Origin of the sequence: Sporosarcina sp. NPDC096371 (assembly GCF_044762865.1) — a bacterium.
GTDB lineage: Bacteria > Bacillota > Bacilli > Bacillales_A > Planococcaceae > Sporosarcina.
Map to the genome: position 1 here is coordinate 200,821 of NZ_JBIWFE010000005.1, position 17,537 is coordinate 218,357.

General features: G+C 38.5%; 16 protein-coding genes. 12 read left to right on the forward strand and 4 right to left on the reverse strand.

Annotated elements, in window-relative coordinates; genetic code table 11:
* Window positions 1-182 precede the first annotated feature (182 nt).
* Window positions 183-1,028 carry an EcsC family protein gene (locus tag ACIQ0H_RS14890; protein ID WP_403416187.1) on the forward strand — a complete coding sequence of 282 codons (846 nt, stop codon included), beginning with the start codon at window positions 183-185 and terminating at the stop codon, window positions 1,026-1,028.
* Between the two features lie 85 nt (window positions 1,029-1,113).
* Here the strand turns inward: ACIQ0H_RS14890 and ACIQ0H_RS14895 are convergent, their stop codons facing one another.
* Both ACIQ0H_RS14895 and ACIQ0H_RS14900 read right to left on the reverse strand, forming a co-directional pair.
* Complete coding sequence (locus ACIQ0H_RS14895) at window positions 1,114-2,301, reverse strand: chromate transporter (protein ID WP_403416189.1); 1,188 nt, start codon at window positions 2,299-2,301, stop codon at window positions 1,114-1,116.
* A 197-nt stretch (window positions 2,302-2,498) separates the two neighbouring features.
* Entirely contained in the window at window positions 2,499-4,202 is a 1,704-nt protein-coding gene (locus ACIQ0H_RS14900) for a M4 family metallopeptidase (RefSeq protein WP_403416555.1), read from the reverse strand.
* Between the two features lie 304 nt (window positions 4,203-4,506).
* Between ACIQ0H_RS14900 and sipW the strand changes: the two genes are divergently transcribed.
* Together sipW and ACIQ0H_RS14910 are read left to right on the forward strand one after the other, a co-directional pair.
* Window positions 4,507-5,025 (forward strand): signal peptidase I SipW, encoded by a 519-nt coding sequence (gene sipW / locus ACIQ0H_RS14905; RefSeq protein ID WP_403416557.1) that lies wholly within the window; start codon window positions 4,507-4,509, stop codon window positions 5,023-5,025.
* Between the two features lie 84 nt (window positions 5,026-5,109).
* Complete coding sequence (locus ACIQ0H_RS14910) at window positions 5,110-5,712, forward strand: TasA family protein (protein WP_403416191.1); 603 nt, start codon at window positions 5,110-5,112, stop codon at window positions 5,710-5,712.
* Between the two features lie 190 nt (window positions 5,713-5,902).
* Here ACIQ0H_RS14910 and ACIQ0H_RS14915 read toward each other — a convergent pair whose 3' ends face one another.
* Window positions 5,903-6,190 (reverse strand): hypothetical protein, encoded by a 288-nt coding sequence (locus ACIQ0H_RS14915; RefSeq protein ID WP_403416193.1) that lies wholly within the window; start codon window positions 6,188-6,190, stop codon window positions 5,903-5,905.
* A gap of 433 nt (window positions 6,191-6,623) precedes the next feature.
* A complete protein-coding gene (locus tag ACIQ0H_RS14920) occupies window positions 6,624-7,871 on the reverse strand; it encodes a helix-turn-helix domain-containing protein (RefSeq protein ID WP_403416194.1) in 1,248 nt (415 codons plus the stop codon).
* 809 nt (window positions 7,872-8,680) lie between these two features.
* Here ACIQ0H_RS14920 and ACIQ0H_RS14925 point away from each other — a divergent pair.
* The 9 genes from ACIQ0H_RS14925 (at window position 8,681) to ACIQ0H_RS14965 (ending at window position 17,536) form a co-directional block, all read left to right on the forward strand.
* Window positions 8,681-9,052, forward strand: coding sequence for a hypothetical protein (locus ACIQ0H_RS14925; RefSeq protein ID WP_403416197.1), 372 nt, complete (start codon window positions 8,681-8,683; stop codon window positions 9,050-9,052).
* A 213-nt stretch (window positions 9,053-9,265) separates the two neighbouring features.
* Entirely contained in the window at window positions 9,266-9,748 is a 483-nt protein-coding gene (locus ACIQ0H_RS14930; RefSeq protein WP_403416200.1) for a DUF2975 domain-containing protein, read from the forward strand.
* Window positions 9,749-9,758: 10 nt separating this feature from the next.
* A complete protein-coding gene (locus tag ACIQ0H_RS14935; RefSeq protein ID WP_403416201.1) occupies window positions 9,759-10,238 on the forward strand; it encodes a DUF2975 domain-containing protein in 480 nt (159 codons plus the stop codon).
* 11 nt (window positions 10,239-10,249) lie between these two features.
* Window positions 10,250-10,468, forward strand: a complete 219-nt coding sequence (locus ACIQ0H_RS14940) for a helix-turn-helix domain-containing protein (protein ID WP_047683465.1) — start codon at window positions 10,250-10,252, stop codon at window positions 10,466-10,468.
* Window positions 10,469-11,043: 575 nt separating this feature from the next.
* Window positions 11,044-11,475, forward strand: a complete 432-nt coding sequence (locus tag ACIQ0H_RS14945) for a hypothetical protein (protein ID WP_403416204.1) — start codon at window positions 11,044-11,046, stop codon at window positions 11,473-11,475.
* 431 nt (window positions 11,476-11,906) lie between these two features.
* Entirely contained in the window at window positions 11,907-14,666 is a 2,760-nt protein-coding gene (locus ACIQ0H_RS14950; RefSeq protein ID WP_403416206.1) for a hypothetical protein, read from the forward strand.
* Between the two features lie 397 nt (window positions 14,667-15,063).
* Window positions 15,064-15,648: an NDxxF motif lipoprotein gene (locus tag ACIQ0H_RS14955; RefSeq protein ID WP_403416209.1), complete on the forward strand. Its 585-nt coding sequence runs from the start codon at window positions 15,064-15,066 to the stop codon at window positions 15,646-15,648.
* 230 nt (window positions 15,649-15,878) lie between these two features.
* A complete protein-coding gene (locus ACIQ0H_RS14960; protein WP_403416212.1) occupies window positions 15,879-16,226 on the forward strand; it encodes an ArsR/SmtB family transcription factor in 348 nt (115 codons plus the stop codon).
* Between the two features lie 29 nt (window positions 16,227-16,255).
* Window positions 16,256-17,536, forward strand: a complete 1,281-nt coding sequence (locus tag ACIQ0H_RS14965; protein ID WP_403416560.1) for an arsenic transporter — start codon at window positions 16,256-16,258, stop codon at window positions 17,534-17,536.
* Window position 17,537: the final 1 nt, after the last annotated feature.

Consider the following 17,537-nt stretch of genomic DNA (forward strand, 5'->3'; position numbering starts at 1 on the left):
ATCATACTTTCTTCGATCTTTCTCCTCATCAAGATCTCCTTGGCACTATATTCATGGATTTTACATTAAAATGACGAGTAGGATATAATTAAACACTGAATGGAGTTAGAACCTACTACTCGAACTACCAACATGAAGAGATACAGCTTTTATGGAAAATACATTGGAGGTATTCATACATAGTGGTTGAAACAATAGAAGAATTACGGGTTGAACTCAAAAAGAGCGTGGAGTGGGAACAGGATCAAAGTGATTTATGGTTTTGGGAAAAAATTGGCCGACTCCCATTTAAGCTATTAGACAAGATGACGCCCGCTTTTATACAAAATAAGATTGGTACGCTTCTAGATGAACTTGGTCAATATGTTCAAACAGGGGGCAAGTACTTAAGTTCAGTATCCTCACTAAAGTCCTATTATCCAGATAACAATGTCCATACGTTGGCGGATGTGGAATTGGTCCCGATTGTCGAAATGGACGAGGCAGTCAGCAAACTTGCAAAAAATCGAAAACAATTGGCAACGTTACAAGGTGCAGGCACGGGAATCGGGGGGATTTTCACGTTATCAATCGATATCCCACTGCTTCTAGGTATTCAATTAAAGACCCTCCAGGACATCGCGATGTGCTATGGCTATGATCCGAATGATAAAGAGGAAAGAGTGTATATCGTGAAAGTGTTGCAGTTTGTTTCTTCGGATATTGTCGGAAAACAGGCGATATTACAGCAATTATCCCTCATCGATTCTTCTGATGAAGGTGTGAAACGAGAAGTGATTTCAGAACTCCAAGGGTGGAGAGAAGTGGTCATGACTCATCGTGATCAAATCGGTTGGAAAAAGCTTTTTCAAATGATTCCTATCGTTGGACTGCTAGTCGGGGCTTTTATCAATCGTTCTGCAGTTGGCGACCTAGCCGAGGCTGGGATGATGCTGTATCGCAAGAGAAAAATTACTGAACGATTAGCGATGGCATCAGAAGATATAAACAATAAAACTAATCACCATATACCTACGCTAGAGAAGTAATTCCTGCAGTCTATAAACCTAATGCTTGTCAGAATAAAAAAAGGTGCCTGATTCTCACACAATTTAGTGTAGAAGCAGGCACCTTTTATGATAGTAGCGCTAATAAAGAACCTCCAACAGCCCCAGTACCCACAACAATCCAAGGCGGTAACTTCCAGTAAGCCAGCATACTAAACAACACAGCAGCCAAAGCGAAATCGGCAGGTGCCAAGATTGAGCTAGTCCAAATCGGAAAATAAAAGGCAGAAATCAAAATCCCAATCACTGCAGCATTGACACCCATAATGGCACCTTTAATGTTCGGATTGCTGCGCAAGCGATCCCAGAAAGGTAAGGCACCTAGAATTAGCAGGAAAGCAGGCAAGAATACTGCGACTGTTGCGACCAAACCGCCTTGCCAGCCTTTCATGACGGTGCCTAAATAAGCTGCGAATGTAAAGAGGGGGCCGGGAACTGCTTGTGTAGCACCATAACCCGCCAAAAACGCTTCTTCGCTAATCCAGCCAGTTGGCACTAATTCTTGTTCCAATAAAGGCAAAACCACATGCCCCCCACCAAACACTAAGGAACCCGATCGATAAAAACTATCGAACATCGCTACCCAATAAGAACCACTGACTTCTCTTATGATTGGTAATAGAAATAACAAACCGAAAAATAATAACAGGCAAATTGCTGAAATCTTTTTGGAAATCGGAAATGAAGAATTAGCGACTTCCGTGGTGTCGTGTTGTTTAAATAATAAAAAACCAAGGAAAGCAGCAAGTAGAATAACAGCTACTTGGGTAAAGGCAGTTTGCCAGAGCAAGGTCCCAAGTAGGGCACATAAAGCGATGGTTTTACGCTTGGTATCAGGCGTCAAACTTTTAGCCATTCCAACAATCGCATGCGCAACAATCGCCACTGCTACAATTTTTAAGCCGTGCAACCATCCTGCATCTCCGATATCAAATCCCGTAAGCAGTAAGGCAAAAAGAATAAGGGCAATGACGGAAGGAAGTGTAAAGCCGATGAAAGAGACGATACCCCCTAAAACACCAGCGCGCATAACACCAATCCCGATACCTACTTGGCTACTAGCAGGTCCTGGTAAAAATTGCGCCAAAGCAACTAAGTCCGCGTAACTTTTTTCATCCATCCACTTTCTTCTACGTACATACTCTTCATGAAAATACCCCAAGTGGGCGGTTGGTCCACCAAATGAAGTGAGGCCAAGTCGGGTGGAAACGAGAAATAGTTCAATCAGTAATGTAAAGCGGTTTGTGACATTCATGGTGATCTCCTTTATCTTTAATGCTATGTACACGAATATAGCACTGATAATAGTAACCACCAAGGTAAATATAAAAATTTACGTAATCTTAACATTTCACCGAAATGTGCTACTCGGTACTGATGTACTCCAAAATAAAAACAGCAAATACAAAAACCATGAACAGACTCGTCCATGGTTTTGTAGTATCAATAGATTTATTCTCCCGTAACACCGACAGCATCATACGCAGCCATGACAGTTTGCGTTTCTTGCGAAGGTGCACCATTTCTATCTGGGTACAGGTCAGTAGCAGCTTGAATAGCCGCTTGACGCATTTCTGCAAAACCAGAAGAAGGCGTTAAATACAATGTTAAAGCACGGTAGTAGATTTTTTCAGTTTTGGAACGAGTAATCCCTGTTACATTCACTCCGTAATGCTCGCCGCCTTCAGAAATGAGGTAAGCAGCTTTGTTGTTAATGCTACTGTTAATGTGCACGCCACCATTATCCAACTCACCGAGGTAGCGATCTTGATAATTATCTGGGTAGACATTGTCCCTTAATCCATATGCCGGATGAAGCGCTTTAGTTCTTGGATTACTTAGTGAACGAAGACCGCCATCGCCATCGATATATGGCGTGTAGACTGCCTCACCAATTTCCCAATCTGCTGGGCTAGAAAGACCTTTGGAATGCATTTCAGACAGTACACCAAAAATATCAGCTAGTGATTCATTGATGGCACCAGATTCATTTTCGTAAATGAGGTCTGCTGTGTTGGTAATGACACCGTGTGTCATCTCGTGCCCAGCAACGTCCATAGAGCCAGCTAATGAACTAAATTGTACGCCATCACCATCTCCGTAAAGCATTTGTTTTCCATTCCATGCAGCGTTATTCCATTTCGATCCAATGTGAACGGTGCTTACTAATGTCATCCCTTTATCATCTAAGCTATTACGCTTATGGATTTTTTGATAGTAATCATTCACTTTCACCGAGTTTGTATGTGCGGAAACAGCGGCAGGATCTGCAAAGAAATTCGTATTCGTTTCTACTTCAAATCCTGTAAAACCTAGGAGGGCTGATAGGAGAATGAAACCAGTTTCACCCATCCGTCGCGCGTCATACGTGTTAATGCCTACTGTATTAGAGCCGGAAACGATAGTGCCGTGTAAAAGATTTTTTCCAGTTGCAGCATCTTTTGTAGCGCTAAAGGTCTGCATTTTCCCTAATGCATCTAATCCCCGACCTGTAATCGGTGTACTGGCCAATGCATCCGCTTCATGAATCGCATTGAAGCTATTAATCACTTCACCGCTCGTTGCATCGACAAAGTAATGGAAGTATCCGGGTTCTGGTAAAGAAGTAGAGGCTTTCACGAGATACGTTAAGTGATATTGTCCTTCATAAGGATAAATGGTGAGTTCAGCGTCGATGCCGTCATAGTTCTTAACAGCACCGATTTTGGATTCAATACTTTCTTTTGCAGTTGCAAGGGCATCCTCTTGCGAAATAGATGCTTCAGTTGGAATGACAGAAAGGCCTAAAGTTTGTGTGACTTCACCAAAAGATGCATAGACGTTATTGTTCGCATCTAATGCCACAGCTTGTCCAGAGCCGTAAATGGGAATGCCTTTGTATTGCTCAATCGTACGTACATGGTAAGTGCCTGTTGTACGATCCGCTTCCTCACTAATAATTTTGAATTGCTCTCCGCCAGCTGCACGTACTTTTTCAGAAGCTTCTAGTGCTATTTGTGATTGAAGAAAGTTTTTAACAACCTCTTGTTTGCTCAATCCATCAGCTTTATATAATAAAGTTGATTCGCCTGTTGGAGCGGCAAATGTAGTTACATTTGTTGTTCCAAATGCAACTGATAGGGCTAATACAGCAGGAATAATGACTTTTTTACTCATCTTTTTCTGTTTTTTCTTGTTCAATACACTCACCCCTTCTTTAAAATGCGCTAACACAATTACAATTATTAGGAAAACTGGTAGGGAAGTCAATTGATTCCGGTGGTATTCATATTGGGTTAATTTCCAAGCGGTTTTAAGCATTTATCTTCCTTTATAAGAAAATCCGACAAAATTCATCCATGTTTTAAGGTGGAATTAAACCGATTACAATTTCCAATACCATCTGGAATAATGGAGACAAGCTAGTAAAGTGGATTTGCGAAGGAGGTGACAAAGCGTGAAAAAGAAAATATGGAACTTGATGAGCCTTCTGCTAAAAAGCGTTGTCCTAATTGCTGTTGTTTTCCTTGCACTTGTTGTTCTTTCTTCTCGGATTTCAGGAGGGGAACCCACCATCTTAGGCTATCAAATCAAATCGGTATTATCAGGGTCGATGGAGCCAACCTTTCAAACCGGGTCTCTCATCGCAATTGAGCTAGACAACGCCACTTATAAAAAGGGGGATATTATTACTTTTCATATGGATGAAAAGCTAATTACCCATAGAATTACGGATGTCAAACAAGCGAATGGGCAAGTGTCCTATAAAACAAAAGGGGATAATAATGATGGCCCTGATCTATGGACAGTATCGTCGCAAGATGTCGTTGGCAAGTACACCAACGTGACCATCCCATATGTAGGATATGCAATGACTTATGCGAATACGAAAGCAGGGATGGCGCTTTTGTTAATCGTACCTGGTTTATTACTAATCATTTCAGCTTTACGTGTAATAGTGGGGGCAGTCAAAGAAGTTGAAGTGAAAAATGCAGTGTAAGGGTAGTAATATCTCCTATGTACTAAAAAAAGTATATAAGAGTTAAATAAATATAAAAACAATCATACTAAGGGGGATGTAAGAATGAGTTTCGCGAAAAAAGTAAGTAAGGGTGTCATCATGGCTACATTAGGATTATCATTAGTAAGTGGCGGAACATATGCCTACTTTAGTGATTCTGTTGTCACACAGAACACATTTGCATCAGGTACATTAGATTTGGAAGTCAATCCTAATGTGGTTGTCGATATAGAGAATCTTAAACCTGGCGATGAGATATATCGTGAGTTTATTTTAGAAAACAACGGGACGCTGGACATTAACAGAGTATTACTGGATACGAAATTTACGGTTGAAGATTTGAAATCGGATAATACCGATGACTTTGCCAAGCATATTAAAGTGACGATTATGTATAACACGAGCAGCGCAACGACTCCTATTGTTGAGACGACACTATACGACCTACAAACTCAACAGCCAGACTTAACGGCCATTGATGAATTCGTCGGCAATACAACCCGTCCAGATGGGATCCCTGCTGGAGGGAAGGAGAAGGTATTCGTATTATTCGAGTTTGTCGATAATGGCGAAGACCAAAACCAATTCCAAGGCGATAAATTACATGTGGATTGGACATTCAATGCGGAGCAAACAGAGGGTACTTATTACGACGATACGGAATGAAAACAATCGTTAAATGTATCGGAAGTCATACGTGTTGATTCACTAAAATCAACCAATCAATAACTTAATCGTACACCAGGCGAAACGTGTATAGATGCCTTGGGTTGAATGACTTCTATACGATTACCGAGATGTGGTAGGGATGCGGCAGAGTCGCATCCCTACCACACTTTTTTCTATAATCGTATGGTCATTTAATTGTAAAATTTAGTTTAGAAATCACTTGCTTTTCTGGCTCATAATATTCCTTTTCATCTTTTATTTCATCCAATATTACAAAGGTGCTTAAAATGTATTCTCCGCGATCAGCTTTTACAATTTCTTCACTTTCTTGGTTAAATAATTCCTTATTCCAAACAAACTCTTGTTCAATAGTTTCATTTGCACCTAATTCCACGAGAACATAATCATAGAACGAACGCTCTTTTATGTTTGGGATGTCTTGATTATTTTGTGGACTCAACATTTGCCATAGCATCTTGTCTTTTTTTTCAACAATTACAGCAGAGATTCCTTCTTCTGTATCTTTTGGTGTTGGTACAAAGATTTCTCTAGTTGAATCATTATGATTTGTTAAAATTACTTTAGCAATGACTTCATCATTTCGCGATAATTCTTGTTTATCGATAGTTAATTCTAATTCTATTCCATCTACTTCGTTGGATGCTGTGTTCTTTGCTGATGAACAAGCTTATAGGATTAGCAGTAAAGCAAAAATTGATAAAAGGAATTTCTTATTCACCTTCATACTTCTATCCCCCTTTATTTGTGAAGTTTTACTTCACTTGACGCAGTGGAAAGAATACCCCTCCACTAGCCTTTTTTGAACAATAACTGTCTTAATAGGGATACGTTCTAAATGAATGATAAGTTTCACTATGGTTAATCAACAGACGTGGAATTATTTTTTATTAGATAGCGTCCATAAAAATATTAGAAATTTGAACGGCTTTCTCGTACTGCTTTAACTTCACGAAGTGGTGGTATAGTTGCTTGCCGTACCTATTTGTTAACGCCGCATGATTGTTAGACTCGAAGTACGGGAGGGCTTCTTTCTCTATGAAGCTGTAATACTGGTCGAGTTCACCCTCTATCCGATAGATGAGTAGTCTAAATAATATCTTGTATAAACGGTTGTCCAATTCCTTTGCCACGGACATGCCTTCCTTGGCTTTGTTCAACATGGCCGTTTTTCGCAACAGTTTTCCTTCAAAGCAACTTCCTAGATAATTATGAAGACGTTGAAGATAGAGAACAGAAGGCTTATCCGCCATACGAAGTGCTTCTTTATAATACTTCTGAGCACCGGCATAATCTTTTCTTTTAGAATGTTCATAGCCTAGATTGTTCAGCAGCATCTCTTTTTTATCGGGGGCATGTAGGGTTTCAGCGTCATGAATCAGATTCATATAGGTTTCCGTCATCTCTTTGAAATCGACATGGATATCGTCGCCAAGCTGTAGTAGCATCAAGGATTCGGCGTTGATGGACCTTAAGTAGTTATTCGTTTCCTTGAAGTGACGCAGTGCTTTTTCTGCATAGGCGTAGCAATTCACTTTAGAATTAATCCAATAGTAGGCTACCGCCAAGTGGTAATAGTATTCAGGGTTTCGATACTCATCCTTATCGATTTTTTTTAATACCTTAACGGCTTTTTGATGATTTTCGGTGCTTGAATTGTTGTAATTGGATATATAATAGATGCCCCATATGTGTAGGAGTAAGTTTTTTTCGTAAAGAGGAAGATCTGGATCGTCTAGTTGAAATTGTTGGATAATGGCGTATGTCTTTTCCAATTCATCTTGTAAAATGTAATACCTTGCCTGTAGCAATCTGTACAGGCTGTCATAGTTGGAAAAGCCGATGAAAGTGGTTTCTTCCAGCTCTTTTTTCAATTTCTCCACTTCGATCATCTTTTGCATAATGATGGCGTTATGCCAGCGGTGGAGTAGCCTTTTTATGTCCTCAAGACGGCGGACTCCTTGTTCGATATCTATATGAAGGCGTTCTGAAAATAATTGGATGATTTCGGGAGAATAAGAGGTTTCTCCACGCTCGATTTTGCTAACGTGTGTAACGGAACAAATCCCTCTGCCTAATTGTTCTTGCGTAAGACCAGCTTTTTTGCGGTAAAATTTGATGATTTTCCCTTCTAACATATAACCCTCTCCTAACGTACCTTCGTCAAATAAGTGAATTTGTGAGTAAAGTTAGACAATAGGTAGGTATTTTGAAAACATTCCATATATAGTTATTTTTATCCCTTACCTATATCTTCAACCTTAGAGCGGTATTTCCCTTCAATTTTCAATTCTAATGTATGTCTTCCATTAATTATCGAATGAAAAGATAGTGGAATTAGGGGGGGGAATGTCATTTTTTTAATGTTAAAAGCAATGCCGAAGGAAAAGCTTGATGAAGTGTGAAATGGTAAAGTGACGCTTGCACGGCACCTGGAAAAACAGGGTTTAACCATAATTGGATATTTGTGTTAAGGTGGAAAGACTCGCTTAAACTACCTATAAATATGTTGAAGATAGTGGCTTGAAAAAGCGACTTTGCTATAAAGGACGAATATATTTATTTGCCATAGTATTAAATTTACGGAGGTGCTGTGAAATGGACTTGTGGATTGTGATTAAACAACGCTATATATTTATTTCTATTTTTATAGTCATCATGCTTCTAAGCCTATTTTTACTGGTTTGTATTTGGAAAAATCGTTTCAACATCCCTAAAACCTTAACTGTACTAATAATGGTGATTTGTATATTTTTAATAGTCTTATCATTATTGGCATTGATTTTTATAATTTCTTTTGGATACAATTTTTAATCAAGAAAAACTAACGGTTGTTATAGTAAATGATCATGGGTTGCTAAGGCAACTCCTTTTCTTATTTCACTAACGGTGCAGGTTATTGGAATAAGGAAATGTTAAAAAAGGGGTAGAAAGGTGATGAGTTTAAGTGCATGGATATCCAGAAGAAAACGAATTACTTTCGTTGTTTGAATGTGAACCTACATTGTTAGATACCACTTCATTAGATTTTTTTTATAATAGATCAACCTATCGATTTTCTAATGGAGAGGAGGACTTCATTGTTACACTCTCTCCTTCTTACGGTGAAGTGAAAATACAAGTAACCCAACGTGCTTCTAATCAATTGATATCACTTATGGATTTAAAGCGAGTAGATAAATTTGAAATAACAGCAGATAAAAAAGACCTATCAAGTGTACTTTTAATGCTTCTGAATCACGATTTCATCATACAAACAATTGAAATTGATTTTAAGCCGAAGTTTAGAATGATTTTCAGAGAACATTATAAGCCATAAACATTCCGTCTTGTATAACTAACGGCTAGTTTTTGTTGAACAAATTGTAAATTTAACATTTTAAAGTAAGAGCATTTCTTTATAATGAGAAATGCTTTTTATTTTTGTCAAAATTAAAAGGATATAACAAACATATAATAATGAAAACGATACTAATTTATTGCGTAACGATAAATAATGTGTTAAAGTCATTAAATCAGTGAGGTGCTTTAAATGAATGTTAAACAAGGTTCAACCACTTTCTTAAAGATAATTATATTTCTGGCTGGAATTGCAGTGCTTGCTTTGTGTATCTGCTTACCTGGGATAGCCATTAATGATGCAAAGGTACATCCAGATACGGCTTACTTCCTAATCCCCTTTTTAGTATGTGCATATGGATTCTGTATTACGTTTTCTGTTGCGTTGTGTCAAACGTTTAAACTACTAACCTATATCGAAAAAGACAATGCATTCTCTGAATTATCCCTTAAATCTTTGAAAATTATAAAAAAATGTGCTTTTACAGTCATTTTCCTCATTCTGCTAGGAATAGTAAGCTTAATGGTACTTGCTAAAGTCACTGGAGATGATGCAGCAGGTCCTATATCATTAAGTTTAATGGGTATTTTAGTGACAAGTACCGTTGCAACTTTTGTAAGTGTTCTTCAAAAACCAATTAAAAATTTCCAGGAAAAAAATGAAATGAAAATGTGAGGTGTTTATTTTGAGAGAAGTCACAACATTGTTTTTAAAAATAGCTGTTTTTATTATAGGACTACCGGTTCTTGCTTTATGTATATTTTTAGTACCCCATATGGCGAATTTTGCAGCAAATTTGTATCCAAATATTTCCCTAATGAAATATCTCGTTTTCATCGTGATGTATGGAGCGGCTGTGCCTTTTTACTTTGCTCTCTATCAGGCGTTTAATCTTTTGCGGTATATTGACGAGGACGCAGCGTTCTCAGGATTATCTGTAAAGGCGTTAAAGATTATAAAGCGCTGTGCGATTACAATCAGTGTTTTGTATGTATTAGGTATGCCACTCTTTAGTTTTATAGCGAAGGAAGTTGACCCTCCTATTGGATTAATGGGACTCATTATCATTTTTGCTTCGTTGGTTATCGCCGTTTTTGCTGCTATCCTCCAACGGCTTCTACAAGAAGCGATTAACATAAAATCAGAAAATGATTTGACGGTCTGAGGTGAATAACAATGGCGATTATAATCAATATTGATGTGATGTTAGCTAAAAGAAAAATGAGCGTAACAGCACTTTCGGAGAGTGTCGGAATAACAATGGCTAACCTTTCTATATTGAAAAATGGAAAGGCAAAAGCGATTCGATTATCAACTTTAGAGGCGATATGTAAGGCTTTAGAATGTCAACCTGGAGATATTTTGGAGTACAAAAGCGACGAAGATACTCAATAAAATCAACCGCCTTTTCAAAGGGCGGTTTTCTTTTGGGGTAAAAACAAGATTAAGATTTAACGTAGCCAAAAATTAAGTAATATTGATTTCAAATATTTTATTGGTCAGAAGGTTACAGAAGTAAATACAGAAAAGAACTTGTCTTTAGGGATGGCTTTTGAAACTGCTGGTTTTTACGCTTCATGGATGGCTAACGGGGTGCTTTAGTTAAATATTCCATTCACATAATATCAAAACATAAAGACAGATTTTATTCTACTCGTTTTGTAGATAAAATCTGTCTTTATGATTTAACTGAAACAATTTTAAGAAAACAGCCTTAAATAAAAAAGAATCCGTTTTTTTCATTTTTAATAAAGGGCGGTATGCTTCTATGTTTTTGACCATTAAATATACGTTCATTATTAAAATCATATATGCACTGATACCTGTAATTTGTTCTAAGAAAATATGGAACATTACCATATTTATTGAAACAGGCTGTTTTCGTAAGGATTGTTGCTTTTTAAATCATTTGTATAACCGTTTGTTTATTTTGAATTATTCGGTAAAATCACATCAAGGAGGGTGACAGTATGCTAAAAAGAAAAATTTTAACACTGATTTTCGCCTCGTTGTTATCAATCTCACTTATTTCCTCTTGGTTTGCATATGCAGATGGAGAAGAACTGAAAGCTCTTTTTCCAATGGCGTTCTTTATAAGTTGGATTGCAATTCCCGCAATATTACTATATGGACTTCCTGTGTCATTTCTGTCAGAAAAATTAACTGAACAGTTTTCAAATAATCAGCGAATATGTTGGTCTTTCGTTATCCATGTTATCTTTGGTTTTGGATTTGTATTTATCGCAGGACTTTTATTTGAGTCTCAAACGTTATTATGGGATTTCAACCAATTCTGGCGAAGTTATGAAATTATTTTTATTGCATCGATAATAACTTCTGTATGCTTTTGGGTAATAGATGAAAGTTTAAGAACTTGCCCCTTAATAAAAAAGACAAATTGAAATTTACATTGCCATAAATGACCTCATTTTAAAAGTGTGGTCAAGAAAGCAACAATCTATGTGAAAACAGCCTTTAAATAAGAAAAAACATAGAGAAAGATTCAGCCGCCAAAATTGTATCTTTGGCGGCTTTTTTTCAGGTTAGGAGCTTGCAATTCTTTTATCCCGAAAAGCTTCAGCACTTCGTGTACCTATGCTTTTGGAGCGCGACGGATGAAGGCTAAGCATCAAGGTAATCGTATAGAAGTAATTCCCTTTCTAATTGGAATTAAGGACGCTTTGAAGACTTGTCTCCTACTGGGCAATAATGTAACGTGAAGTTAAGTTGTTGCGCAATTTAGATATTTCTGGTAGGAGGTGCCTGTTTTTCAGTGGACTCTGAATTGTGCTAGAACCCGGTACCTTATAAAAATGAAAATGGGGGTGTAAGAATGAACAAGAATTCGTCTCGAAAAGCAGGTTTTTTCTTTCTTTGCATGATTATGATCATCAGCTTACTACCAGCTCTTCCTTCAATGGCTTCTGCCGAAGATACCGGTGTTGTGAATCAAGGATTTGAAATGCCTTTACGTGAAGACGGATCAATTCCTGGGTGGACTCCAGAAAGTGGAGCGCTAGGGATATCGATTAGTTCATCGATTTTTAATAAAGGTAGCCAAAGCTTGCATTTTAAGGACGGCTCAGACAAAACGGGCCTTCGTGTGTTAAGTGATAAGGTTGCGGTTATCCCGGGGAAAGCATACTTAGCAAAAGTAATGACAAATGTCGTCAATCAAACGCATAATATTGTATCTGAAATACGCTATTTTGATAAGAATGATAAACTGATCGGCGATAAAATAAAAATGGAGTTGTTCGGAAATTTACCGAGAAATCAATGGACAGAGTTAAAGGTGTTCACGGACGTTCCGAACAATGCTGCGTATGCAAGACTTGCTTTTTACTCGGGCGGTATTAGTTTAACTGAGGCTTATTTCGATGATGTGACATTCGAGTTAGCTGAGGAAGACAAATTATTAGAACGAGACTATCAAGATGCAACGAATCTTGGAGAAATGGTGCAAGTACAATTGGGACAGGCAGCTGCCATCCAAGAGAACAAAATGGGAGAAAATGAAGTGTATTATCACTCGAATGGTCTTCCAGGGACATTTTCAGTGATCGATGCCGAAACGGGTAAACTAAAATTTTCAGAAGTCATCAAAGGTACAGAAGCTTTATGGGCAATGACGGTCGGACCTGATAAGAATGTATATTTTGCGGGCACTGGCGATGGAAAACTGTATAGGTATGTACCTGAACTGAAAAAGATAGAAGAATTGGGTGTCAATCCATCCGATGACTGGGTGTGGGATTTAGAGGCGACAGCAGATGGAAAGATTTACGGATCGACGTATCCGCATGCAAGTGTCTTTGAGTATGATATTGCAACGGGAAAGTTCAGAAATTACGGGACGGTAAAAGAAGGGCAGCAATACGCTAGGGGAATAGCTGTCACAGATGACCATATCTATGTTGGCATCGGAACGACCAAGCATTTATTTAAAGTGGATAGAGTAACAGGTGAAAAAGAGGAAGTAATCCTGGAAGGACATTCCGGGGAAGACGGCATGATTGAGAACATATTTGTGGTGAATGATAAGCTTTTTGTTTCTGTGGGGACTATCAATATGCTGGTGATTGATCCGGCAACGAACAAGGTGATGCATACATTTCAATATAGCAATATGATTTCTAATCCATCCCCACATAATGCGAATCTCGTCTATTATAAATTTCAAAACCGCCTGTATCAATATGATTTTAGCACCAATCAATCGACAGTCATCGAAGGTATTCCATTGCTCCCAGATACTGTACGTGTGAAAGCTATGGAGTGGATCACATTAACGAGCGGAGAAACCGTTTTGGCTATGGTGACGCAATACGGGGAGTTCATGCTTTACGAGCCGACGACCAATGACATGAAATTTATCGAACTAGATATCTCTTCCCAAGCAGTGGCTATCCAAGCACTTGAAACAGGCCATGATGGGAAGTTATATATGGGCGGTTATCAGCGTGGGATGAGTATTTATAATCCCTTTGCAAAAGAATTGGAAGTGAATATTTCTTCGTTTGCGCAACCAGAAGGCATCGGGTTTTTAAATGGGAAAGTGTATTATGGAACGTATGTCGGTGCCATGATGTATAGCTATGATCCATTCCTAGATGTGGATTTAAATAGCAATCCTAAGTTTGAATACGATATTACAGACCAGCAAGACCGGCCGTTTGCCATTACATCCGGAGACGATAAATTATTCGTTGGAACGGTTCCAGATTACGGTATACTAGGCGGCGTTCTAGCCATCTATGATGAAAAAACAGATAAGTGGTCGCAATATCGAAATATTGTACAAGATCAAAGTATTATTGCGTTGGCTTATCAAGATGGAAAACTGTATGGTGGCACATCTGTATGGGGTGGTTTAGGAGTAGATCCAAAAGCGAAAGAAGCTAAAATATTCGTATGGGATGTAGAGACAGGCAAGAAAATAGAGGAGTTCACGCCAACGATTCCAGGAATCGATGAAACACCAAGAATGATTGGTGGGCTGTCATTTGGTCCTGACGGTAATCTATGGGGGGCTGTGGATGGAACGATTTTCGCAATGAATCCTAAAACGAAAGAAATTGTGAAAAGCAAAGTCATCCGTCCAAGCTTATATAATAGCAGTAAATGGTTTCCATATCGTCTACAGTGGGCTCCTGATGGAATGTTATATACGACATTATCACGGAAGTTGATTGCTATCGATCCAGACACATTAGCCTATCAAGTCCTTGTTGAAGATTTTATGAATAATATGTCACTTGGTGTGGATGGTAGTATTTACTATGCACTTGGCAGTGAATTGTATCAAATTGCTGTTCCGGAAACCGATGCAACGTTAACATCCATTACAGCAGATGGTGAGTTGTTGCCCGGCTTTTCACCTGGAATGACGAACTATACGATCTATTCGACAGAGAAAATGAATATAGAAGCCGAAGTGAATGTACAAGGGGCCCAAGTTGACATTGTTGAGGCTGAAACTAGTACATCCATCAAAGTTACAGCAGCAGATGGGAAGTCTGTGTTGGCGTATACAATCAATTGGGGAACAGAACCTGAGGGGGAGGATTATGTTATTTGTATTTTCCCGTAAAAGTATGGGGTAATAGATTTTACTAATAGAAAACAATGCCTACTTCCAAAACGATATGTTTTAGGAGTAGGCATTTTAATGTCATCAAAGGTAATACAGAGTCTCCAAGTACCCCAGCCACCACCACAATCCAAGGTGGCAGTTTCCAATAAGCCAGCATACTAAACAACACAGCAGCATTGACGCCGATGATGGCGTTGCAAAACAGCGGTTATACAAATGTCGTTACTATTTCAGGTATACTATTCAGCATTGGGAGAATGAAAAAAACAGTTAATTTTTATACGCCTCAAGTCTTAGTTTGAAATATATCCCAGGTCTACTAACAAGAACTCCTTCACATGGTAAAATAAACATGAAAGAGTAGTTAGATAACTAAAAGGGAGAGGAAATTATTATGAAAAGGTTTTTGGTTGGTTTCTTACTTGTTTTTATATTGAGCGCATGTTCGCAGGTAGAAAATGATGAAATTCTTCATACGCAAAACGTAGAGATTCCTAGTACAATTTTCACCTCTGAAAAACAAAATAGTGTAATTGACGAAGAAGAAATAAAATTAAGCATTAAAACATATCTAGATAGCTTTGAGGAATTATCGAATGCTAGTGAACCATTTCAAGAGATGATATATGAAGAACAAGAATTAAATACAGAAGACCTGGATAAGTTTGATAAAATTAACGCACTTACAAAAGAAAATGATGAGAACTTCTCTAACTATATCTTAAATAATACATTGCCTAAAGATTATCGAGAAGAGTCTAAGAGAATTAGCCGGTATATTACAGGTGTAAATGAGTTGCTTTATGAGATAGATGGAATGGTCGATCGTGTAACAGATGACGCAAGTAAAGGAGTTATTCCAAAAGTAAACTTTACATCAATCATTGATAAGTTTGATGGGGTGAATGGAAAAGAACAGAAAAAAATAGAGAAATTCTTGCACAAAAAGAATATTGAGACAAAGGCGTTTGAGCGGTAATATTCAAGAGCAGAAACCATTTTGATCAATCTTTGTTCAAAATGGTTTCTTTTCGTTTGCTATAAAAAATGACTCTTAAGGTTACTTTTAATCAAGTTATTTTATAAAGGAACAATTGACTGCGTCGCTACAATGAGGAAGAAGAGCCCGACTTGGTGCGGAAATCGATTCACACACTTGCACATATAAGCATTTGGTTATATGATAACTAAGAATCGGAGGGAAGCTCTATGGATCAATCGATCACTACTGATATGCAACGAGCATCACGGCTTTTAAAGTTACTTGGAGATCAAACGCGTTTGACAATGATGAAATTGTTGCAGTCACATGATTATTGTGTTTGTGAGTTTACTGCGATGTTTAACATGAGCCAGCCCGCGATTAGTCAGCATTTGCGTAAATTGAGGGATATTGAATTGGTGAAAGAAACGCGGAAAGGGAAATGGATTTTTTATTCGATTAATCGGGAGCATGAAGATTATCTGTTTGTACAAAATGTCCTTACATCGCTTCCAGGACAAGATGCATTAGTGACTACATTAGAAGCGCAAGGATTGCGTATTTGTTGTGAGTAAGGGGAGGAAGTAAGGTGTTTTTAGCGATAATGGCGGTATTGATATTCATTATTACGCTTGTATTTGTTATTTGGCAGCCACGGAATTTATCGATTGGCTGGTCAGCTTGTGGCGGGGCGATTATTGCTTTACTAGTAGGTGTTGTCAATTTTCAAGATGTTATAGATGTCACGGGAATTGTTTGGAATGCGACGCTTGCATTTATCGCCATTATTATTATTTCTTTAATTTTAGATGAGATTGGTTTCTTTGAGTGGTCGGCTTTACATATGGCGCGGTTTGCCAAGGGTAGCGGTGTGCGTATGTTCATTTACGTGAGTGTTTTAGGAGCGGTTGTGGCAGCATTGTTCGCGAACGATGGGGCTGCGTTGATATTGACGCCGATTGTGTTGGCGATGGTGCGCAATTTGAACTTTAGTGAAAAGATGATTTTCCCCTTTATTATGGCGAGTGGATTTATCGCGGATACGACGTCGTTACCGCTTGTGGTGAGTAACTTGGTCAATATTGTATCGGCGGATTTTTTCGGCATTGGCTTTGTTGAATATGCGTCGCGTATGATTGTACCGAACTTATTTGCGTTAGTAGCGAGTATTACCGTTTTGTACTTTTTTTTCCGTAAAAGTATTCCTGGAAAGTTTGATGTGGCAGATGTGAAAAAACCAAAGGAAGCGATAAAAGATCACAGGATGTTTCACTTGTCCTGGCTGGTCTTAACCGTATTACTGATGGGCTATTTTTCTAGTGGATTTACAGGGATTCCTGTGTCGTTTGTAGCTGGTATTGTGGCAATATTTTTCTTAGCAATGGCTCAAAGAAGCCCTGCTGTTCACACGAAACAAGTATTGAAAGGTGCTCCTTGGGCGATTGTGTTCTTTTCGATTGGGATGTATGTGGTTGTCTATGGTTTACGTAATGCGGGTCTGACGAGTGTGCTCTCAGATGTCATTCAACTGGCCGCGGACCAAGGACTCTTTGTCGCAACGATTTCGATGGGCTTTATTGCCGCGTTTTTGTCGTCTATTATGAATAATATGCCGACGGTTATGATTGACGCGTTGGCCATTGCAGAAACAAATACAACGGGGACCATTCGTGAGGCGTTGATTTATGCCAATGTGATTGGCTCGGATTTAGGACCGAAGATTACGCCGATTGGTTCATTGGCTACTTTGCTGTGGCTACATGTTCTGTCGCAAAAAGGTATCAAGATTGCTTGGGGTACTTATTTTAAAATTGGGATATTGTTAACAGTTCCAACGCTTTTCATTACACTGGTAGGGTTGTATGTATGGTTGTTGATACTCTAAA